The sequence below is a fragment of the Pseudomonas sediminis genome, from assembly GCF_002741105.1.
Lineage (GTDB): Bacteria > Pseudomonadota > Gammaproteobacteria > Pseudomonadales > Pseudomonadaceae > Aquipseudomonas > Aquipseudomonas sediminis.
The window spans coordinates 13,999-31,515 of sequence record NZ_NIQU01000009.1; the positions used below are offsets into that span (position 1 = coordinate 13,999).

The following is a 17,517-nucleotide window of genomic DNA, read 5'->3' on the forward strand; positions in this document are numbered from 1 at the left end:
TGCGAGGGCTTTATGGCTCGTAATACAGCAATTAACCGCTACCGTAATATTGGTATCTGTGCCCACGTTGACGCGGGCAAGACCACCACTACCGAGCGGATCCTGTTCTACACAGGCCTGAGCCACAAGATGGGCGAGGTGCATGATGGCGCCGCGACCACCGACTGGATGGTTCAGGAGCAGGAGCGTGGTATTACCATTACTTCTGCTGCCATCACCACCTTCTGGAAAGGTTCGGTTGGTCAGTACGACAACTACCGCGTAAACGTCATCGATACCCCCGGTCACGTTGACTTCACCATTGAAGTAGAGCGCTCGCTGCGCGTACTCGACGGTGCGGTCGTTGTGTTCTGTGGTACTTCGGGCGTTGAGCCGCAGTCCGAAACCGTATGGCGTCAGGCCAACAAGTACGGTGTTCCGCGTGTTGTCTACGTGAACAAGATGGACCGTGCTGGTGCTAACTTCCTGCGTGTCGTCGGTCAGATCAAGAACCGTCTGGGTCACACTCCGGTACCGATTCAGATCGCCATCGGCGCCGAAGATAACTTCGAAGGTCAGGTCGACCTGATCAAGATGAAGGCTATCTACTGGAACGAAGACGACAAGGGCACTACCTATCGCGAGGAAGAGATTCCTGCTGAGCTGGTAGACCTGGCCAACGAGTGGCGCTCGAACATGGTTGAGGCTGCTGCTGAAGCCAACGAAGAGCTGATGAACAAGTACCTTGAAGAAGGTGACCTGTCCGTCGAAGAGATCAAGGCTGGTCTGCGCGCCCGTACTCTGGCGAGCGAGATCGTCCCGGCTGTCTGCGGCTCCTCGTTCAAGAACAAGGGTGTTCCCCTGGTTCTCGACGCCGTTATCGACTTCCTGCCTGCTCCGACCGAGATCCCTGCGATCAAGGGTATTCACCCGGATCTGGCCGACAAGCCGAAAGAAGAGATCGCCGAAGCTGATTACGACGAGCGTCATGCAGACGACAACGAGCCGTTCTCGGCTCTGGCGTTCAAGATCGCTACCGACCCGTTCGTTGGTACGCTGACCTTCGTTCGTGTCTACTCGGGCGTTCTGGAGTCTGGCCAATCGGTCATCAACTCCGTGAAAGGCAAGAAAGAGCGCGTTGGTCGTATGGTGCAGATGCACGCCAACCAGCGTGAAGAGATCAAAGAAGTACGCGCTGGCGACATCGCTGCTCTGATCGGCATGAAGGACGTCACCACTGGTGAAACCCTGTGCGATCCGGACAAGCAGATCATCCTCGAGCGTATGGACTTCCCGGAGCCGGTCATTTCGGTAGCTGTAGAGCCGAAAACCAAGGCTGACCAGGAGAAGATGGGTATCGCTCTGGGCAAGCTGGCTCAGGAAGACCCGTCGTTCCGCGTCAAGACTGACGAAGAAACCGGTCAGACCATCATCTCCGGTATGGGTGAGCTGCACCTGGACATCCTCGTTGACCGCATGAAGCGCGAGTTCAACGTTGAGGCCAACATCGGTAAGCCGCAGGTTTCCTACCGTGAAACCATCACCAAGGACGCTGTTGAGATCGAAGGTAAGTTCGTTCGTCAGTCCGGTGGTCGCGGTCAGTTCGGTCACTGCTGGATTCGTTTCTCGACTCCGGACGTGGACGACAAGGGCAACATCACCGAAGGTCTGGTGTTCACCAACGAAGTCGTGGGTGGTGTGGTTCCGAAGGAATACATCCCGGCGATCCAGAAGGGTATCGAAGAGCAGATGAAGAACGGCGTTGTTGCCGGTTATCCGCTGATCGGCCTGAAGGCTACCGTGTTCGATGGTTCCTACCACGACGTCGACTCCAACGAGATGGCGTTCAAGATCGCTGCCTCCATGGCGACCAAGCAACTGGCCCAGAAGGGTGGCGGTAAGGTGCTTGAGCCGATCATGAAGGTGGAAGTGGTAACTCCTGAGGACTACATGGGTGACGTGATGGGTGACCTGAACCGTCGTCGTGGTCTGATCCAGGGTATGGAAGATTCGGTGTCCGGTAAGGTTATCCGTGCCGAAGTTCCGCTGGGCGAGATGTTTGGTTACGCTACCGACGTTCGTTCCATGTCCCAGGGTCGCGCCAGCTACTCCATGGAATTCTCCAAGTACGCAGAGGCTCCGGCGAACATCGTCGAAGCACTGGTTAAAAAACAAGGCTAATCCCGCCCTTTAAGTAAGAGGTTTACTGTCGTGGCTAAGGAAAAATTCGAACGTAACAAACCGCACGTCAACGTTGGCACCATCGGTCACGTTGACCACGGTAAAACCACTCTGACCGCTGCTCTGACCCGCGTCTGCTCCGAAGTTTTCGGTTCGGCCAAGGTCGACTTCGACAAGATCGATAGCGCTCCGGAAGAGAAGGCTCGTGGTATTACCATCAACACTGCGCACGTAGAGTACGACTCCAACATTCGTCACTACGCGCACGTTGACTGCCCGGGTCACGCCGACTACGTGAAGAACATGATCACTGGTGCTGCCCAGATGGACGGCGCGATCCTGGTCTGCTCGGCTGCCGATGGTCCGATGCCGCAAACTCGTGAGCACATCCTGCTGTCCCGTCAGGTTGGCGTGCCGTACATCGTTGTCTTCCTGAACAAGGCTGACATGGTTGACGACGCTGAGCTGCTGGAACTGGTCGAGATGGAAGTTCGTGACCTGCTGAGCACCTACGATTTCCCGGGCGACGACACTCCGATCATCATCGGTTCCGCGCTGATGGCGCTGAACGGCGAAGACACCAACGAGATGGGCACCACTGCCGTCAAGAAGCTGGTCGAAACTCTGGACAGCTACATTCCTGAGCCGGTTCGTGCCATCGATCGTCCGTTCCTGATGCCAATCGAAGACGTATTCTCGATCTCCGGCCGCGGTACTGTAGTTACCGGTCGTGTAGAGCGCGGTATCGTCAAGATCCAGGAAGAAATCGAAATCGTTGGTCTGCGTCCGACCACCAAGACTACCTGCACCGGCGTTGAGATGTTCCGCAAGCTGCTGGACGAAGGTCGTGCTGGTGAGAACTGCGGCGTGCTGCTGCGCGGCACCAAGCGTGATGAAGTCGAGCGTGGTCAGGTTCTGGCCAAGCCGGGCACCATCAAGCCGCACACCAAGTTCGAAGCTGAAGTGTACGTTCTGTCCAAAGAAGAAGGTGGTCGTCACACCCCGTTCTTCAAAGGCTACCGTCCTCAGTTCTACTTCCGTACCACTGACGTGACCGGTTCTTGTGAACTGCCGGAAGGCGTTGAGATGGTAATGCCGGGCGACAACATCAAAATGGTTGTCACTCTGATCAAGCCGATCGCCATGGAAGACGGCCTGCGCTTCGCAATTCGCGAAGGTGGTCGTACCGTTGGTGCTGGCGTGGTTGCCAAGATCGTCGAGTAATCAACGATCCGCGGTATGGAAAAGGGCCCTTCGGGGCCCTTTTCTTTTGGATTGGTTAAAAGTTGACACCCCCAGGGGGCATCCGTACAATTGCGCCTCCCTTGAACGGGCGTAGTCCGTCTGTGGGGATTAGCAGCTTGGAATCTGAGGTCAAAATGCAAAACCAACAAATCCGTATTCGGTTGAAGGCTTTTGACCATCGCCTGATCGATCAATCTACCCAGGAAATCGTGGAAACCGCGAAACGTACTGGTGCTCAGGTGCGTGGTCCGATTCCTCTGCCTACTCGTAAGGAGCGGTATACCGTTCTGGTCTCCCCGCACGTCAACAAAGACGCGCGCGATCAGTACGAAATCCGCACTCATAAGCGTGTTTTGGACATCGTCCAGCCGACGGATAAAACCGTTGACGCGCTGATGAAGCTCGACCTTGCGGCAGGCGTGGAAGTGCAGATCAGCCTCGGCTAAAACCTGGCGGTTTTAGTCGTGTAACGCTCTGAAATGGGCGGCCATAGCGGGTGAAAGCCCCGTACACTCATGAGGTTTACAACATGACTATTGGTGTAGTCGGTCGTAAAGCGGGTATGACCCGTATTTTCACCGAAGAAGGTGTCTCCATTCCGGTTACGGTCATTGAGATCGAGCCGAATCGCGTCACCCAGTTTAAAACCGAAGAATCCGATGGCTATCGCGCAGTGCAAGTCACTGTTGGCGAGCGTCGTGCTTCGCGTGTCACAGCAGCTCAAGCTGGCCACTTCGCCAAGGCGAACGTCGCGGCAGGTCGTACCGTTCTGGAGTTCCGTCTTGAAGAAGGCGACTACCAGGCTGGCGATCTGATCAACGCTGAAATTTTCCAAGCTGGTCAACTGGTCGATGTGACCGGTCAGTCCAAAGGTAAAGGCTTCGCCGGTACCATCAAGCGTTGGAACTTCCGCGGCCAGGACAACACTCACGGCAACTCCGTGTCCCACCGTGTTCCGGGTTCCATTGGCCAGTGCCAGACCCCGGGTCGCGTATTCAAGGGCAAGAAGATGTCCGGCCACATGGGTGCTGAGCGCGTTACCGTGCAGTCCCTGGAAGTCGTGCGCGTAGACGCCGAGCGTAATCTGTTGCTGGTCAAGGGTGCCGTTCCTGGCGCTACTGGCGGCGACGTTATCGTTCGTCCGGCTGCCAAGGCGTAAGGGGAGAATCTGAGATGCAATTGAATGTAAATGGCGCTCAGGCGATCGAAGTGTCCGAAGCGACCTTCGGTGGCGAGTTCAACGAGACTCTGGTTCACCAAGCTGTCGTCGCCTACATGGCTGGCGGCCGTCAGGGCACCAAAGGTCAGAAGTCCCGTTCCGACGTTTCCGGTGGCGGTAAGCGCCCATGGCGTCAGAAGGGCACTGGTCGTGCTCGTGCTGGTACCACTCGTGGTCCGATCTGGCGTGGCGGTGGTGTGACCTTCGCAGCGTCCACCCGCAACCATGATCAAAAGCTGAACAAGAAGATGTACCGCGCAGCTCTGCGCTCCATCCTTGCTGAGCTGGTTCGTACCGACCGTCTGGTCGTGGTCGAAGACTTCGCCGTTGATGCGCCGAAGACCAAGACCCTGCTGGCCAAACTCAATGGCCTGGGCCTGACCGACGTGCTGATCGTATCCGACGCTGTCGATGAGAACCTGTACCTGGCTGCCCGTAACCTGCCGCACGTTGATGTACGTGACGTTCAGGGTTCCGATCCGGTCAGCCTGATCGCGTACGAGAAGGTGCTGGTCACCGTTTCGGCCGTGAAGAAATTCGAGGAGCTGCTGGGATGAACCAGGAACGCGTATTCAAAGTGCTGCTTGGCCCGCACATCTCCGAGAAGGCCACGGTTCTGGCTGACAAACAAGGTCAGTTCGTTTTCAAAGTCGCTACCGATGCGACCAAGCTGGAAATCAAGAAGGCTGTCGAAGGCCTGTTCGGCGTGAAGGTTGAGCGCGTTACTACTCAGAACGTTCTGGGTAAGAGCAAGCGCACCGCTCGCGGTCTGGGCAAGCGTAACGACTGGAAGAAGGCAGTTATCTCCCTTCAGCCGGGCCAAGAACTCGATTTCACCAGCAGTGCTGAGTAAGGAAGGGGTGCATCATGGCAATCGTTAAATGCAAACCGACTTCCGCTGGCCGCCGTTTTGTGGTCAAGGTGGTCAATCAGGAGCTGCACAAAGGCGCTCCGTACGCTCCGCTGCTCGAGAAAAAGTCGAAGTCCGGTGGTCGTAACAACAATGGCCGTATTACCACCCGTCATATCGGTGGTGGTCATAAGCAGCATTACCGTCTGGTCGACTTCCGTCGCAACGACAAGGATGGCATCCCTGCCACCGTCGAGCGCGTGGAATACGATCCGAACCGTACTGCTCACATCGCTCTGCTGAAATACGCTGACGGCGAACGTCGCTACATCATCGCGCCGAAGGGCGTGGTAGCTGGCGATCAGCTGGTAGCCGGCATCATGGCTCCGATCAAGCCGGGCAACAGCCTGCAGCTGCGCAACATTCCGGTAGGTTCGACCGTTCACGGTATCGAGCTGAAGCCGGGTAAAGGCGCGCAGATCGCTCGTTCCGCTGGTGCTTCCGCTCAGCTGATCGCTCGTGAAGGTGCCTATGTGACTCTGCGTCTGCGCTCCGGCGAAATGCGCAAAGTCCTGTCCGAGTGCCGTGCGACCCTGGGCGAAGTCTCGAACTCCGAGCACAGCCTGCGTTCGCTGGGTAAGGCCGGTGCCAAGCGCTGGCGCGGTGTTCGTCCGACCGTTCGTGGTGTTGCCATGAACCCGGTTGATCACCCGCACGGTGGTGGTGAGGGTCGTACCTCCGGTGGTCGTCATCCGGTGTCGCCATGGGGCTTCCCGACCAAGGGCGCGAAAACCCGTGCTAACAAGCGCACCGACAACATGATCGTCCGTCGTCGCAAGTAAATAGAGGGATACGACAGTGCCACGTTCTCTGAAAAAAGGTCCTTTTATCGATCTTCACCTACTGAAGAAGGTCGAAGCGGCGGTGGAAAAGGGCGAGCGCAAACCAGTCAAAACCTGGTCGCGTCGCTCCATGATCCTGCCGCAGATGGTCGGTCTGACCATCGCTGTGCATAACGGTCGTCAACATGTCCCGGTCCTCGTGAACGAAGACATGGTCGGCCACAAACTGGGCGAATTTGCCGGCACGCGTACCTATCGTGGTCACGTTGCCGACAAGAAAGGCAAGCGTTAAGGGGTTTGGAAATGGAAGTAGCCGCTAAGTTGTCGGGCGCTCGCATCTCCGCCCAGAAAGCTCGCCTGGTCGCCGACCAGATCCGCGGGAAGAAGGTGGGCGAAGCGCTCAACCTGCTGGCTTTCAGCAGCAAGAAAGCCGCCGAGATCATGAAGAAAGTGCTGGAGTCGGCCGTTGCCAACGCCGAGCACAACGAAGGCGCAGACGTTGATGACCTGAAGGTCAGCACCGTTTTCGTCAACGAAGGGCGTTCGCTTAAGCGCATCATGCCGCGTGCCAAAGGCCGTGCTGATCGCATCGTCAAGCGGTCTTGCCATATCACTGTCAAGGTTGCGGACAAGTAACGGAGTCGATCAGATGGGTCAGAAAGTACATCCCGTTGGCATCCGCCTGGGAATCGTCAAGGATCACACTTCGGTTTGGTATGCAGATGGTCGCACTTACGCCGACTACCTGAATGCCGACCTGAAGGTTCGTGCATACCTGCAAGACAAACTAAAAAGCGCGTCCGTTAGCCGTATCGACATCGCTCGCCCGGCTCAAACCGCACGCATCACCATCCACACCGCTCGTCCCGGCATAGTGATCGGCAAGAAAGGTGAAGATGTTGAGAAGCTGCGTCAGGACCTGACCAAGCAAATGGGTGTGCCGGTGCACATCAACATCGAAGAGATCCGCAAGCCGGAGCTCGACGGTATGCTGGTTGCACAGAGCGTAGCTCAGCAGCTGGAGCGCCGCGTAATGTTCCGTCGCGCCATGAAGCGCGCCGTACAGAACGCCATGCGTATTGGTGCCAAGGGCATCAAGATCCAGGTGAGTGGTCGTCTTGGTGGCGCTGAAATCGCCCGTACCGAGTGGTATCGCGAAGGTCGTGTGCCCCTGCACACCCTGCGTGCAGATATCGATTACGCCACCTACGAAGCGCACACCACTTACGGTGTGATCGGCGTCAAGGTTTGGATCTTCAAGGGTGAGGTCATTGGTGGCCGCACTGAAGAGCTGAAGCCGCAAGCGCCCGCTCCTCGTAAAGCTGCTAAGAAATAAGGAGTACGCATCATGTTGCAACCAAAGCGTACGAAGTTCCGCAAACAGATGACCGGCCACAACCGTGGTCTGGCTCAGCGCGGTAGCAAGGTCAGCTTCGGCGAGTTCGCGCTGAAGTCTGTAGCCCGCGGTCGTCTCACCGCCCGTCAGATCGAGTCCGCTCGTCGTGCTCTGACTCGTCACGTTAAACGTGGCGGCAAGATCTGGATTCGCGTATTCCCGGACAAGCCGGTTACCAAGAAGCCTCTCGAAGTGCGGATGGGTAAAGGTAAGGGTGGCGTCGAATATTGGGTAGCCCAGATCCAGCCAGGCAAAGTCCTGTACGAGATCGAAGGCGTTTCCGAAGAGCTGGCGCGTGAGGCTTTCGCCCTGGCTGCTGCAAAGCTGCCGCTCGCCACCACCTTTGTTAAGCGGACGGTGATGTGATGAAAGCGACCGAACTTCGTGAAAAAACCGCACAGCAACTGAACGAGCAACTGCTCGGTCTGCTGCGCGACCAGTTCAATCTGCGTATGCAGAAAGCAACTGGCCAGTTGGGGCAGTCTCACCTGCTCTCGCAAGTTAAGCGCGACATCGCTCGTGTGAAAACTGTGCTCAACCAGCAGGCAGGTAAGTGATCATGGCTGAAGCCGAAAAAACAGTCCGTACGCTGACCGGCCGTGTTGTCAGCGACAAGATGGACAAGACCATCACCGTTCTGATCGAGCGCCGCGTTAAGCACCCGATCTACGGTAAATACGTCAAGCGTTCGACCAAACTGCACGCTCACGACGAAACCAACCAGTGCAAGATCGGCGACAAGGTTTCCATTCGCGAAACCCGTCCGCAGTCCAAGACCAAGTCCTGGGCTCTGGTTGAAGTCGTCGAACGCGCCGTTGAAGTCTAAGGGCTAGGGGTCGGAGAAATTTTATGATTCAGACTCAATCCATGCTCGATGTTGCTGACAACAGCGGTGCACGTCGCGTTATGTGCATCAAGGTGCTGGGCGGCTCTCATCGTCGCTACGCCGGCATCGGCGACATCATCAAGGTCACCGTCAAGGAAGCAATTCCGCGCGGCAAAGTGAAGAAAGGTCAGGTCATGACCGCAGTGGTTGTTCGTACCCGTCACGGCGTTCGTCGTGCCGACGGTTCGATCATCCGCTTCGACGGCAACGCTGCTGTTCTGCTGAACAACAAGCAAGAGCCGATTGGTACCCGTATCTTCGGGCCAGTGACCCGTGAACTGCGTTCCGAGAAGTTCATGAAGATCGTCTCGCTCGCCCCTGAAGTGCTTTAAGGAGATCCGACATGCAAAAGATTCGTCGTGACGACGAGATCATCGTGATCGCCGGTAAAGACAAAGGTAAGCGCGGTAAGGTGCTCAAGGTTCTCGCTGACGACCGTCTGGTCGTCGGTGGCATCAACCTGGTGAAGCGTCATACCAAGCCGAACCCGATGTCGGGCGTTCAAGGCGGTATCGTCGAGAAAGAAGCGCCTCTGCACGCTTCCAACGTTGCCATCTTCAACTCTGAAACCAACAAGGCTGACCGCGTTGGCTTCAAGACCGAAGACGGCAAGAAAATTCGTGTCTTCAAGTCCACCCAGAAGCCGGTTGGCGCTTGAGAATCCGTAGGTAAATACCATGGCACGACTGAAAGAGATTTACCGGAAGGAAATCGCGCCCAAGCTGAAGGAAGAACTGAAGCTGGCGAACGTGATGGAAGTTCCGCGCATCACCAAGATCACCCTGAACATGGGCCTGGGCGAAGCGATCGGTGACAAGAAGATCATCGAAAACGCTGTAGCCGACCTCGAGAAGATCACCGGTCAGAAAGTCGTTGTGACTCATGCCCGTAAGTCGATCGCAGGTTTCAAGGTTCGTGAAGGTTGGCCGATTGGCGTCAAGGTCACTCTGCGTCGCGAGCGTATGTACGAGTTCCTGGATCGTCTGCTGTCCATCTCCCTGCCGCGCGTGCGTGACTTCCGCGGCCTGAATGCCAAGTCCTTCGATGGCCGTGGCAACTACAGCATGGGCGTGAAAGAGCAGATCATCTTCCCGGAAATCGATTACGACAAAATCGATGCGCTGCGTGGTCTGGACATCACCCTGACTACCACTGCCCGTAACGATGATGAAGGCCGCGCTCTGCTGCGTGCTTTCAACTTCCCGTTCCGCAACTGATCGGAGTCCTGGACAATGGCCAAGACAAGCATGAAGAACCGCGAGCTGAAGCGTCAGCAAACGGTTGCCAAGTACGCCAAGAAGCGTGCCGAGCTGAAAGCTACCATCGCTAATCCGAACACCAGTCCGGAAGCGCGTTGGGAAGCCCAGGTCGCTCTGCAGAAGCAGCCACGTGACGCCAGCGCCTCGCGCCTGCGTAACCGTTGCCGCATCACCGGCCGTCCGCACGGCGTTTATCGCAAGTTCGGTCTGTCGCGTAACAAGCTGCGCGAAGCCGCCATGCGCGGTGACGTACCAGGCCTGGTGAAAGCCAGCTGGTAAGGCGTAGTAAAAAAGCGAAGCCGGCCTAGTGCCGGCTTTGTCTTTATGGCGGTCTGCTGCGCGTCGGCCATGCCGCGTTGCAAGTAGGTTCGGATTGCTCATTTACTACAGTAAACTCCGCATCCTCACCTCCTTGCGCCTTGCCTGGCTCTAGCTCGCAAGACTACCAGCAGAATAATGAATCAAGCCCCTTTTGGGGCTTGCTTCATTTTTGATCGGTCTCTAGAATGTCCGGCTCTCCTGAGCCTGGCATTTCCATGCCGAGCTTTTGGATGATCCCACAGCCCTCGGGCTGTTCTTTTTGTATCAGGAGCGTCTAGCCCATGAGTATGCAGGACCCGTTAGCGGACATGCTAACTCGTATCCGTAATGCCCAGATGGCTGAAAAGTCCGTCGTAAGCATGCCTTCTTCCACTCTGAAGGTAGCCGTAGCCAAAGTTCTCAAAGACGAAGGTTACATTGCGGGTTATGAAGTCAATGGTGAAGCCAAGCCACAACTGTCCATCGAGCTGAAGTACTTCGAAGGCCGTCCGGTCATCGAGGAAGTCAAGCGCGTGAGCCGTCCTGGCCTTCGTCAGTACAAATCCGTCGATGAACTGCCGAAGGTTCGCGGCGGTCTCGGTGTTTCCATCGTCTCCACCAACAAAGGTGTGATGACGGATCGCGCTGCGCGCGCTGCCGGTGTCGGCGGCGAAGTGCTCTGCACCGTGTTCTAAGGGGGGATAAGCATGTCTCGCGTTGCTAAGAACCCCGTAGTGCTGCCAGCTGGTGTCGAGATCAAACTCGCCGGTCAGCAGCTCTCGGTCAAGGGTGCCAAGGGCGCTCTGGAACTGAATGTTCACTCGTCCGTTGAAGTGATCCAGGAAGGTAGCGAACTGCGTTTCGCCGCTCGTAATGGCGACCAGCAGAACCGCGCTATGGCCGGTACTACTCGCGCCCTGGTGAACAACATGGTCATCGGTGTCAGCCAAGGCTTCGAGCGTAAGCTGCAGCTGGTCGGCGTGGGCTACAAAGCTCAAGCCAAAGGCCAGGTGCTGAACCTCGCACTGGGCTTCTCCCACCCGATCGACTACGAACTGCCGGAAGGCGTCGTGGCTGAAACCCCGAACCAGACCGAAATCCTGATCAAGGGTATCGACAAGCAACTGGTGGGTCAGGTGGCTGCGGAAATCCGTGACTTCCGTCGTCCTGAGCCCTACAAGGGCAAAGGCGTTCGTTACGCGGATGAAGTTGTCCGTCGTAAAGAAGCCAAGAAGAAGTAAGGGGCTGAAAAATGACCGACAAAAAAGTTACTCGTCTGCGTCGCGCTCGCAAAGCACGCCTGAAAATGCACGAGCTCGAAGCCGTGCGTCTGTGCGTGTACCGCTCTTCGCAGCACATCTACGCCCAGGTCATCTCGGCCGACGGCAGCAAGGTTCTGGCCAGCGCCTCTACCTTGGACAAAGCACTGCGTGATGGCGCCACCGGCAACGTCGACGCAGCCAAGAAAGTTGGTGCGCTGGTTGCTGAGCGTGCGAAAGCCGCTGGTGTGACCCAGGTGGCATTCGACCGTTCTGGCTTCAAGTACCACGGCCGCGTCAAGGCGCTGGCTGATGCTGCTCGTGAAGGCGGGCTGGAGTTCTAAGTTATGGCAAATAACGACCAAAAGCGCGACGAAGGCTACATCGAGAAGCTGGTTCAGGTTAACCGCGTTGCCAAGACCGTAAAGGGTGGCCGTATCTTCACTTTCACCGCGCTGACCGTGGTAGGTGATGGTAAGGGTCGCGTCGGTTTCGGCCGTGGCAAATCCCGCGAAGTTCCAGCTGCTATCCAGAAAGCGATGGAAGCTGCTCGTCGTAACATGATCCAAGTTGATCTGAACGGCACCACTCTGCAGTACCCGGTCAAGTCCGCTCATGGCGCCTCCAAGGTGTACATGCAGCCGGCGTCCGAAGGTACCGGTATCATCGCCGGCGGCGCCATGCGTGCCGTTCTGGAAGTAGCTGGTGTGCAGAACGTTCTGGCCAAGTGCTACGGCTCGACCAACCCGGTGAACGTGGTTCATGCCACCTTCAAGGGTCTGAAGACCATGCAGTCTCCAGCATCCGTTGCAGCCAAGCGTGGCAAGAGCGTCGAGGAGATTCTCTAACCATGGCTAATACCGTCAAAGTGACTCTGATCAAGAGCACCAATGGCCGTCTGGCCAATCACAAAGCTTGCGTCAAGGGCCTGGGCCTGCGTCGCATCGGTCACACCGTAGAGGTTCTGGATACTCCGGAAAACCGCGGCATGATCAACAAGGCTTACTACCTGCTGAAGGTGGAGGGTTAATCATGCAACTGAACGATCTGCGTTCCGCGCCGGGTGCCCGTCGCGAGAAGCACCGTCCGGGCCGTGGCATCGGTAGCGGTCTGGGTAAGACTGGTGGCCGTGGCCACAAAGGTCAGACCTCTCGCTCCGGTGGCTCCATCGCTCCGGGCTTCGAGGGTGGTCAGCAGCCGCTGCACCGCCGTCTGCCGAAGTTCGGCTTCGTCTCCCTGAAGGCTATGGATCGCGCCGAAGTGCGTACCTCCGAGCTGAACAAGGTAGAGGGTGTTGTGACTCTGCAGGCTCTGAAGGATGCCAATCTGGTTGGCCAACACGTACGGCGTGTGAAAGTCATGCTGTCCGGTGAGGTTACCCGTGCGGTCACCCTGAAAGGTATCGCTGCCACCAAAGGTGCGCGTGCGGCTATCGAAGCAGCTGGCGGTAAGTTCGAGGAATAAATGGCTAAGCAAGGTGCTCTCTCTGCTCTGGCTGGTGGCGGGTTGTCCGAACTCTGGGCTCGTCTGCGTTTTCTGTTCATGGCGATCATCGTCTATCGAATCGGCGCGCATATCCCAGTTCCCGGTATAAACCCTGACCGTCTGGCCGATCTGTTTCGACAGAATGAGGGGACCATTCTTAGCTTGTTCAACATGTTTTCCGGCGGCGCGCTGGAGCGGATGAGCATCTTTGCATTGGGGATCATGCCGTATATCTCGGCATCGATCATCATGCAGCTGATGACCGCCGTCAGCCCGCAGCTGGAGCAGTTGAAGAAGGAAGGTGAAGCTGGCCGTCGCAAGATCAGCCAGTACACCCGCTACGGCACACTCGTCCTGGCGTTCGTTCAGGCCATCGGTATGTCCGCTGGTCTGGCTAGCCAAGGCGTTGCGTTCTCGGGCGATTTCGGCTTCCACTTCGTGGCGGTCACCACTTTCGTGGCGGGCGCGATGTTCATGATGTGGCTGGGCGAGCAGATCACTGAGCGCGGTGTCGGTAACGGTATCTCGATGCTGATTTTTGCGGGCATCGTAGCCGGTCTGCCGTCGGCAATCGGGCAGTCTTTCGAGTCTGCTCGCCAGGGCGATATCAACATCTTCGCTCTGATCGCCATCGGCCTGTTGGCAGTAGCGATCATCGGTTTCGTGGTGTTCATTGAGCGTGGTCAGCGTCGCATTGCGGTGCACTACGCCAAGCGTCAGCAGGGCCGTAAGGTCTTTGCTGCGCAGACCAGCCACTTGCCGTTGAAGGTGAACATGGCGGGCGTAATCCCGGCCATCTTCGCTAGCAGCCTTCTGCTGTTCCCGGCCTCGCTGGGTGCCTGGTTTGGTCAGTCCGAGGGTTTGGGCTGGCTGCAGGACATTTCGCAGGCTATCGCTCCTGGTCAGCCGTTGAACATTTTGCTGTTTAGTGCAGGGATCATTTTCTTCTGCTTCTTCTACACAGCGCTGATGTTCAACCCGAAAGACGTAGCGGAAAACCTGAAGAAGTCCGGTGCCTTTATTCCGGGCATCCGTCCGGGCGAGCAGTCTGCGCGCTATATCGATGGCGTTCTGACTCGCTTGACCATGTTCGGTGCTCTGTACATGACGGCCGTGTGCCTGCTGCCCCAGTTCCTGGTGGTTGCAGCCAACGTTCCGTTCTACCTTGGCGGGACCTCGTTGCTGATCGTGGTCGTGGTTGTGATGGACTTCATGTCCCAAGTGCAATCGCACCTCGTGTCTCACCAGTACGATTCCCTGATGAAGAAAGCCAACCTGAAGGGCTATGGCAGCGGCATGCTCCGCTGATCCACCCGTAAGGTTCGAGGAGTTGGTAATGAAAGTTCGTGCATCGGTGAAAAAGCTGTGCCGTAACTGCAAAATTATCCGTCGCGAAGGTGTCGTGCGGGTGATCTGCAGCGCAGAGCCGCGTCACAAGCAGCGCCAAGGCTGAGTGTGAACCACGCGTGATAAGCCCGGCAGCTAGTGCGCTGCCGGGTTGATTATTTGTTATTACAGCGTTAATATCTCGCGCCCTATTTCTTGGCTTCCGGGGCGTAGGTAGCTGTCAATTGGAGTTCCACTGAATGGCCCGTATTGCAGGCGTTAACATTCCGGATAACAAGCACACTGTTATCTCGCTGACCTACATCTTTGGTGTTGGTCGCACCACTGCACAGAAAATCTGTGCCGCTACCGGTGTAAATCCGGCTGCGAAAATCAAGGATCTGACTGACGAGCAGATCGAACAGCTGCGTGGCGAAGTAGCCAAGGTTAATACCGAAGGCGACCTGCGTCGTGAAGTGAATATGAAGATCAAGCGCTTGATGGATCTGGGTTGCTACCGCGGCCTGCGTCATCGTAAAGGTCTGCCGGTTCGCGGTCAGCGTACCAAGACCAACGCTCGCACCCGTAAGGGCCCGCGTAAGCCGATCCGCAAGTAATCGCATTCGCGAATCGACAGGAATTTAGTCATGGCAAAACCTGCTGCTCGTACTCGTAAAAAAGTCAAAAAGACAGTGGTTGATGGCATCGCCCACATCCATGCGTCTTTCAACAACACTATCGTGACCATTACCGACCGTCAGGGTAACGCCCTGTCCTGGGCTACCTCCGGTGGCTCGGGTTTCCGCGGCTCGCGTAAGTCCACTCCATTCGCTGCCCAGATCGCCGCTGAGCGTGCTGGTCAGGCTGCACTGGAATACGGTCTGAAGAACCTCGACGTCAACGTCAAAGGTCCAGGTCCGGGTCGCGAATCCGCCGTGCGTGCTCTGAACGCCTGCGGCTACAAAATCGCCAGCATCACCGACGTGACGCCAATCCCGCACAACGGGTGCCGTCCGCCGAAGAAGCGTCGCGTGTAATCAGGAGACAGTGAGAAATGGCTCGTTACATTGGTCCCAAATGCAAACTGTCTCGTCGTGAAGGCACCGATCTCTTCCTGAAGAGTGGTGTTCGCGCGCTTGAATCTAAGTGCAACATCGAAGCAGCTCCGGGTATCCACGGCCAGCGCCGTGGCCGTCAGTCCGACTACGGCACCCAGCTGCGTGAGAAGCAAAAAGTTCGTCGTATCTACGGCGTACTGGAGCGTCAATTCAGCGGTTACTACAAGCAAGCTGCCAGCCAGAAAGGCGCCACCGGCGAGAATCTGCTGCAACTGCTGGAGTGCCGTCTGGACAACGTGGTTTACCGTATGGGTTTTGGCGCTACTCGTGCCGAGTCCCGTCAGCTGGTTTCGCACAAAGCGATCAGCGTCAACGGTCAGACCGTAAACGTACCGTCCTACCAAGTTAAGGCTGGCGACGTCGTTGCTGTTCGCGAGAAATCGCGCAATCAGCTGCGCATCGTTCAGGCTCTCGAGCTCTGCGCCCAACGTGGCCGTGTTGAGTGGGTAGAAGTAGACGCCGAGAAGAAGTCTGGTGTGTTCAAGAACGTACCGGCTCGTGGCGATCTGTCCGCTGACATCAACGAGAGCCTGATTGTCGAGCTCTACTCCAAGTAAGGGCTAGAAAATAGGTGCATCCATGCAGATTTCGGTAAATGAGTTCCTGACCCCCCGTCACATTGATGTGCAGGAGGTCAGTTCGACCCGCGCCAAGATCACCCTCGAGCCTCTCGAGCGTGGCTTTGGCCATACCCTGGGCAACGCGCTGCGTCGCATCCTGTTGTCCTCCATGCCTGGCTGTGCAGTAGTCGAGGCCGAGATCGATGGCGTACTCCATGAGTACTCCGCGATCGAAGGTGTGCAGGAAGATGTCATCGAGATCCTGCTCAACCTGAAAGGTCTGGCTATCAAGCTGCACGGCCGTGACGAAGTGACCCTGACTCTGGCTAAAAAGGGCCCGGGCGTAGTTACCGCTGCCGATATTCAGCTGGATCACGATGTCGAAATCGTCAATGGCGACCACGTAATCGCCAACCTGGCCTCCAATGGCGCGCTGAACATGAAGCTCACCGTAGCTCGTGGTCGCGGCTATGAGCCGGCTGACGCACGTCAGAGCGACGAAGATGAAAGCCGCAGCATTGGTCGCTTGCAGCTGGATGCTTCGTTCAGCCCTGTGCGTCGAGTTGCTTACGTGGTGGAAAACGCCCGTGTCGAGCAGCGCACCAACCTGGACAAGCTGGTTATCGATCTGGAAACCAACGGTACTCTGGACCCTGAAGAGGCTATCCGTCGTGCCGCGACCATTCTGCAGCAGCAGTTGGCCGCGTTCGTCGACCTCAAAGGTGACAGTGAGCCTGTGGTGGTCGAGCAGGAAGACGAAATCGATCCGATCCTGCTGCGCCCCGTCGATGACCTGGAGCTGACCGTACGTTCGGCCAACTGCCTCAAGGCAGAGAACATCTACTACATCGGTGACCTGATTCAGCGCACTGAAGTAGAGCTGCTCAAAACCCCGAACCTGGGCAAGAAATCCCTGACCGAAATCAAGGATGTTCTGGCTTCTCGCGGTCTGTCCCTCGGTATGCGCCTCGACAACTGGCCGCCGGCAAGTCTGAAGAAAGACGATAAGGCCACTGCCTGATCGTCATCATCACCGAACGAACAAGTTTGGTAAGGAATTGAACCATGCGTCATCGTAAAAGTGGCCGTCACCTCAGCCGCACCAGCGCTCACCGCAAGGCCATGTTCCAGAACATGGCGGTCTCGCTGTTCGAGCACGAGCTGATCAAAACTACCCTGCCGAAAGCCAAGGAACTGCGTCGCGTTGCCGAGCCGCTGATCACCCTGGCCAAGGAAGACAGCGTTGCCAACCGTCGTCTGGCTTTCGACCGTACTCGTTCGAAAGCTATCGTTGGCAAACTGTTCAACGATCTGGGCAAGCGCTACGCCACCCGTAACGGCGGCTACCTGCGCATCCTCAAGTGCGGTTTCCGCGCTGGTGACAATGCTCCGATGGCTTACGTTGAACTGGTCGACCGTCCGGTCGGCGGTTCGGTAGAAGCTGCCGAGTAAGTTGCTGGTTGTACAAGAAACCGGGCCTAGCGCCCGGTTTTTTGTTGCCTGAAATATCGCGCTCCGGGCCCGTTCTTGAGCGCCTGCTGCGCAAACAGGGGTGTTGCCGAAGCACTGCGTTTCGCAAAAGAAAATAACTATCGCGCCGTTACGCTTCATG

The 17,517-nt window shown here is 57.0% G+C and carries 30 protein-coding genes; all 30 read left to right on the forward strand.

Annotated elements, in window-relative coordinates; all coding sequences use genetic code 11:
* The first annotated feature begins 12 nt into the window (after window positions 1-12).
* The 30 genes from fusA (at window position 13) to rplQ (ending at window position 17,357) form a co-directional block, all read left to right on the forward strand.
* Entirely contained in the window at window positions 13-2,160 is a 2,148-nt protein-coding gene (gene fusA, locus CDO35_RS19265) for an elongation factor G (protein ID WP_099526263.1), read from the forward strand.
* A 30-nt stretch (window positions 2,161-2,190) separates the two neighbouring features.
* On the forward strand, window positions 2,191-3,384 hold the full coding sequence (tuf, locus tag CDO35_RS19270; RefSeq protein WP_099526264.1) for an elongation factor Tu: 1,194 nt from the start codon (window positions 2,191-2,193) through the stop codon (window positions 3,382-3,384).
* 155 nt (window positions 3,385-3,539) lie between these two features.
* A complete protein-coding gene (rpsJ, locus tag CDO35_RS19275; protein ID WP_003463313.1) occupies window positions 3,540-3,851 on the forward strand; it encodes a 30S ribosomal protein S10 in 312 nt (103 codons plus the stop codon).
* Window positions 3,852-3,934: 83 nt separating this feature from the next.
* Window positions 3,935-4,564 (forward strand): 50S ribosomal protein L3, encoded by a 630-nt coding sequence (gene rplC, locus CDO35_RS19280; RefSeq protein WP_017675621.1) that lies wholly within the window; start codon window positions 3,935-3,937, stop codon window positions 4,562-4,564.
* 14 nt (window positions 4,565-4,578) lie between these two features.
* Entirely contained in the window at window positions 4,579-5,181 is a 603-nt protein-coding gene (rplD, locus tag CDO35_RS19285) for a 50S ribosomal protein L4 (protein ID WP_036999711.1), read from the forward strand.
* On the forward strand, window positions 5,178-5,477 hold the full coding sequence (gene rplW / locus CDO35_RS19290) for a 50S ribosomal protein L23 (RefSeq protein WP_003463306.1): 300 nt from the start codon (window positions 5,178-5,180) through the stop codon (window positions 5,475-5,477). The genes rplD and rplW overlap by 4 nt, the downstream gene beginning before the upstream one ends.
* A 14-nt stretch (window positions 5,478-5,491) precedes the next feature.
* The gene (rplB, locus tag CDO35_RS19295) at window positions 5,492-6,316 is read left to right on the forward strand and encodes a 50S ribosomal protein L2 (RefSeq protein WP_061240714.1); all 825 of its coding nucleotides are present in this window, start codon (window positions 5,492-5,494) and stop codon (window positions 6,314-6,316) included.
* A gap of 16 nt (window positions 6,317-6,332) precedes the next feature.
* Window positions 6,333-6,608 (forward strand): 30S ribosomal protein S19, encoded by a 276-nt coding sequence (rpsS, locus tag CDO35_RS19300; protein ID WP_003463302.1) that lies wholly within the window; start codon window positions 6,333-6,335, stop codon window positions 6,606-6,608.
* An 11-nt stretch (window positions 6,609-6,619) separates the two neighbouring features.
* Window positions 6,620-6,952, forward strand: coding sequence for a 50S ribosomal protein L22 (gene rplV, locus CDO35_RS19305; RefSeq protein WP_003103908.1), 333 nt, complete (start codon window positions 6,620-6,622; stop codon window positions 6,950-6,952).
* Between the two features lie 13 nt (window positions 6,953-6,965).
* Window positions 6,966-7,652, forward strand: a complete 687-nt coding sequence (gene rpsC, locus CDO35_RS19310; protein WP_017675617.1) for a 30S ribosomal protein S3 — start codon at window positions 6,966-6,968, stop codon at window positions 7,650-7,652.
* A 12-nt stretch (window positions 7,653-7,664) separates the two neighbouring features.
* Complete coding sequence (rplP, locus tag CDO35_RS19315; protein ID WP_003243901.1) at window positions 7,665-8,078, forward strand: 50S ribosomal protein L16; 414 nt, start codon at window positions 7,665-7,667, stop codon at window positions 8,076-8,078.
* A complete protein-coding gene (gene rpmC / locus CDO35_RS19320) occupies window positions 8,078-8,269 on the forward strand; it encodes a 50S ribosomal protein L29 (protein ID WP_003463299.1) in 192 nt (63 codons plus the stop codon). The genes rplP and rpmC overlap by 1 nt, the downstream gene beginning before the upstream one ends.
* Before the next feature lie 2 nt (window positions 8,270-8,271).
* Window positions 8,272-8,538 (forward strand): 30S ribosomal protein S17, encoded by a 267-nt coding sequence (gene rpsQ / locus CDO35_RS19325; RefSeq protein WP_099526265.1) that lies wholly within the window; start codon window positions 8,272-8,274, stop codon window positions 8,536-8,538.
* A gap of 23 nt (window positions 8,539-8,561) precedes the next feature.
* On the forward strand, window positions 8,562-8,930 hold the full coding sequence (rplN, locus tag CDO35_RS19330; protein WP_003243907.1) for a 50S ribosomal protein L14: 369 nt from the start codon (window positions 8,562-8,564) through the stop codon (window positions 8,928-8,930).
* Between the two features lie 11 nt (window positions 8,931-8,941).
* Window positions 8,942-9,256, forward strand: a complete 315-nt coding sequence (rplX, locus tag CDO35_RS19335; RefSeq protein WP_017675615.1) for a 50S ribosomal protein L24 — start codon at window positions 8,942-8,944, stop codon at window positions 9,254-9,256.
* A gap of 19 nt (window positions 9,257-9,275) precedes the next feature.
* Entirely contained in the window at window positions 9,276-9,815 is a 540-nt protein-coding gene (gene rplE, locus CDO35_RS19340; protein ID WP_017675614.1) for a 50S ribosomal protein L5, read from the forward strand.
* A 15-nt stretch (window positions 9,816-9,830) separates the two neighbouring features.
* Window positions 9,831-10,136 (forward strand): 30S ribosomal protein S14, encoded by a 306-nt coding sequence (gene rpsN, locus CDO35_RS19345; RefSeq protein WP_003463288.1) that lies wholly within the window; start codon window positions 9,831-9,833, stop codon window positions 10,134-10,136.
* A gap of 323 nt (window positions 10,137-10,459) precedes the next feature.
* Window positions 10,460-10,852 (forward strand): 30S ribosomal protein S8, encoded by a 393-nt coding sequence (rpsH, locus tag CDO35_RS19350; RefSeq protein ID WP_099526266.1) that lies wholly within the window; start codon window positions 10,460-10,462, stop codon window positions 10,850-10,852.
* A gap of 12 nt (window positions 10,853-10,864) precedes the next feature.
* Window positions 10,865-11,398: a 50S ribosomal protein L6 gene (gene rplF / locus CDO35_RS19355; RefSeq protein WP_017675613.1), complete on the forward strand. Its 534-nt coding sequence runs from the start codon at window positions 10,865-10,867 to the stop codon at window positions 11,396-11,398.
* An 11-nt stretch (window positions 11,399-11,409) separates the two neighbouring features.
* Window positions 11,410-11,760: a 50S ribosomal protein L18 gene (gene rplR, locus CDO35_RS19360; RefSeq protein ID WP_017675612.1), complete on the forward strand. Its 351-nt coding sequence runs from the start codon at window positions 11,410-11,412 to the stop codon at window positions 11,758-11,760.
* A 3-nt stretch (window positions 11,761-11,763) separates the two neighbouring features.
* Window positions 11,764-12,264, forward strand: coding sequence for a 30S ribosomal protein S5 (rpsE, locus tag CDO35_RS19365; RefSeq protein ID WP_099526267.1), 501 nt, complete (start codon window positions 11,764-11,766; stop codon window positions 12,262-12,264).
* Window positions 12,265-12,266: 2 nt separating this feature from the next.
* Window positions 12,267-12,446, forward strand: coding sequence for a 50S ribosomal protein L30 (gene rpmD, locus CDO35_RS19370; protein ID WP_003243922.1), 180 nt, complete (start codon window positions 12,267-12,269; stop codon window positions 12,444-12,446).
* Window positions 12,447-12,448: 2 nt separating this feature from the next.
* The gene (gene rplO, locus CDO35_RS19375) at window positions 12,449-12,880 is read left to right on the forward strand and encodes a 50S ribosomal protein L15 (protein WP_099526268.1); all 432 of its coding nucleotides are present in this window, start codon (window positions 12,449-12,451) and stop codon (window positions 12,878-12,880) included.
* Window positions 12,881-14,209, forward strand: a complete 1,329-nt coding sequence (secY, locus tag CDO35_RS19380) for a preprotein translocase subunit SecY (RefSeq protein ID WP_099526269.1) — start codon at window positions 12,881-12,883, stop codon at window positions 14,207-14,209.
* A gap of 28 nt (window positions 14,210-14,237) precedes the next feature.
* A complete protein-coding gene (gene rpmJ, locus CDO35_RS19385) occupies window positions 14,238-14,354 on the forward strand; it encodes a 50S ribosomal protein L36 (protein ID WP_002555468.1) in 117 nt (38 codons plus the stop codon).
* A gap of 133 nt (window positions 14,355-14,487) precedes the next feature.
* Window positions 14,488-14,844: a 30S ribosomal protein S13 gene (rpsM, locus tag CDO35_RS19390; protein WP_003463275.1), complete on the forward strand. Its 357-nt coding sequence runs from the start codon at window positions 14,488-14,490 to the stop codon at window positions 14,842-14,844.
* 30 nt (window positions 14,845-14,874) lie between these two features.
* The gene (gene rpsK, locus CDO35_RS19395) at window positions 14,875-15,264 is read left to right on the forward strand and encodes a 30S ribosomal protein S11 (RefSeq protein ID WP_003243933.1); all 390 of its coding nucleotides are present in this window, start codon (window positions 14,875-14,877) and stop codon (window positions 15,262-15,264) included.
* 17 nt (window positions 15,265-15,281) lie between these two features.
* Complete coding sequence (gene rpsD / locus CDO35_RS19400; RefSeq protein WP_099526270.1) at window positions 15,282-15,902, forward strand: 30S ribosomal protein S4; 621 nt, start codon at window positions 15,282-15,284, stop codon at window positions 15,900-15,902.
* Between the two features lie 22 nt (window positions 15,903-15,924).
* Window positions 15,925-16,926 carry a DNA-directed RNA polymerase subunit alpha gene (locus CDO35_RS19405; RefSeq protein ID WP_099526271.1) on the forward strand — a complete coding sequence of 334 codons (1,002 nt, stop codon included), beginning with the start codon at window positions 15,925-15,927 and terminating at the stop codon, window positions 16,924-16,926.
* A gap of 44 nt (window positions 16,927-16,970) precedes the next feature.
* Window positions 16,971-17,357: a 50S ribosomal protein L17 gene (gene rplQ, locus CDO35_RS19410; protein WP_003243945.1), complete on the forward strand. Its 387-nt coding sequence runs from the start codon at window positions 16,971-16,973 to the stop codon at window positions 17,355-17,357.
* Window positions 17,358-17,517: the final 160 nt, after the last annotated feature.

Coding starts and splice junctions, on each gene's coding strand:
- rplW (WP_003463306.1), top strand. CDS start 5,178: ATGAACCAGGAACGCGTATTCAAAGTGCTGCTTGGCCCGCACATCTCC.
- rpsH (WP_099526266.1), top strand. CDS start 10,460: ATGAGTATGCAGGACCCGTTAGCGGACATGCTAACTCGTATCCGTAAT.
- rpsM (WP_003463275.1), top strand. CDS start 14,488: ATGGCCCGTATTGCAGGCGTTAACATTCCGGATAACAAGCACACTGTT.
- rplQ (WP_003243945.1), top strand. CDS start 16,971: ATGCGTCATCGTAAAAGTGGCCGTCACCTCAGCCGCACCAGCGCTCAC.
- secY (WP_099526269.1), top strand. CDS start 12,881: ATGGCTAAGCAAGGTGCTCTCTCTGCTCTGGCTGGTGGCGGGTTGTCC.
- rplV (WP_003103908.1), top strand. CDS start 6,620: ATGGAAGTAGCCGCTAAGTTGTCGGGCGCTCGCATCTCCGCCCAGAAA.
- rplP (WP_003243901.1), top strand. CDS start 7,665: ATGTTGCAACCAAAGCGTACGAAGTTCCGCAAACAGATGACCGGCCAC.
- CDO35_RS19405 (WP_099526271.1), top strand. CDS start 15,925: ATGCAGATTTCGGTAAATGAGTTCCTGACCCCCCGTCACATTGATGTG.
- rplO (WP_099526268.1), top strand. CDS start 12,449: ATGCAACTGAACGATCTGCGTTCCGCGCCGGGTGCCCGTCGCGAGAAG.
- rplD (WP_036999711.1), top strand. CDS start 4,579: ATGCAATTGAATGTAAATGGCGCTCAGGCGATCGAAGTGTCCGAAGCG.
- rplX (WP_017675615.1), top strand. CDS start 8,942: ATGCAAAAGATTCGTCGTGACGACGAGATCATCGTGATCGCCGGTAAA.
- rpsE (WP_099526267.1), top strand. CDS start 11,764: ATGGCAAATAACGACCAAAAGCGCGACGAAGGCTACATCGAGAAGCTG.
- rpmJ (WP_002555468.1), top strand. CDS start 14,238: ATGAAAGTTCGTGCATCGGTGAAAAAGCTGTGCCGTAACTGCAAAATT.
- rpsN (WP_003463288.1), top strand. CDS start 9,831: ATGGCCAAGACAAGCATGAAGAACCGCGAGCTGAAGCGTCAGCAAACG.
- rplE (WP_017675614.1), top strand. CDS start 9,276: ATGGCACGACTGAAAGAGATTTACCGGAAGGAAATCGCGCCCAAGCTG.
- rpsQ (WP_099526265.1), top strand. CDS start 8,272: ATGGCTGAAGCCGAAAAAACAGTCCGTACGCTGACCGGCCGTGTTGTC.
- rplC (WP_017675621.1), top strand. CDS start 3,935: ATGACTATTGGTGTAGTCGGTCGTAAAGCGGGTATGACCCGTATTTTC.
- rplB (WP_061240714.1), top strand. CDS start 5,492: ATGGCAATCGTTAAATGCAAACCGACTTCCGCTGGCCGCCGTTTTGTG.
- rplF (WP_017675613.1), top strand. CDS start 10,865: ATGTCTCGCGTTGCTAAGAACCCCGTAGTGCTGCCAGCTGGTGTCGAG.
- rpsC (WP_017675617.1), top strand. CDS start 6,966: ATGGGTCAGAAAGTACATCCCGTTGGCATCCGCCTGGGAATCGTCAAG.
- rpmD (WP_003243922.1), top strand. CDS start 12,267: ATGGCTAATACCGTCAAAGTGACTCTGATCAAGAGCACCAATGGCCGT.
- rplN (WP_003243907.1), top strand. CDS start 8,562: ATGATTCAGACTCAATCCATGCTCGATGTTGCTGACAACAGCGGTGCA.
- rplR (WP_017675612.1), top strand. CDS start 11,410: ATGACCGACAAAAAAGTTACTCGTCTGCGTCGCGCTCGCAAAGCACGC.
- rpsJ (WP_003463313.1), top strand. CDS start 3,540: ATGCAAAACCAACAAATCCGTATTCGGTTGAAGGCTTTTGACCATCGC.
- rpsK (WP_003243933.1), top strand. CDS start 14,875: ATGGCAAAACCTGCTGCTCGTACTCGTAAAAAAGTCAAAAAGACAGTG.
- rpsD (WP_099526270.1), top strand. CDS start 15,282: ATGGCTCGTTACATTGGTCCCAAATGCAAACTGTCTCGTCGTGAAGGC.
- rpmC (WP_003463299.1), top strand. CDS start 8,078: ATGAAAGCGACCGAACTTCGTGAAAAAACCGCACAGCAACTGAACGAG.
- fusA (WP_099526263.1), top strand. CDS start 13: ATGGCTCGTAATACAGCAATTAACCGCTACCGTAATATTGGTATCTGT.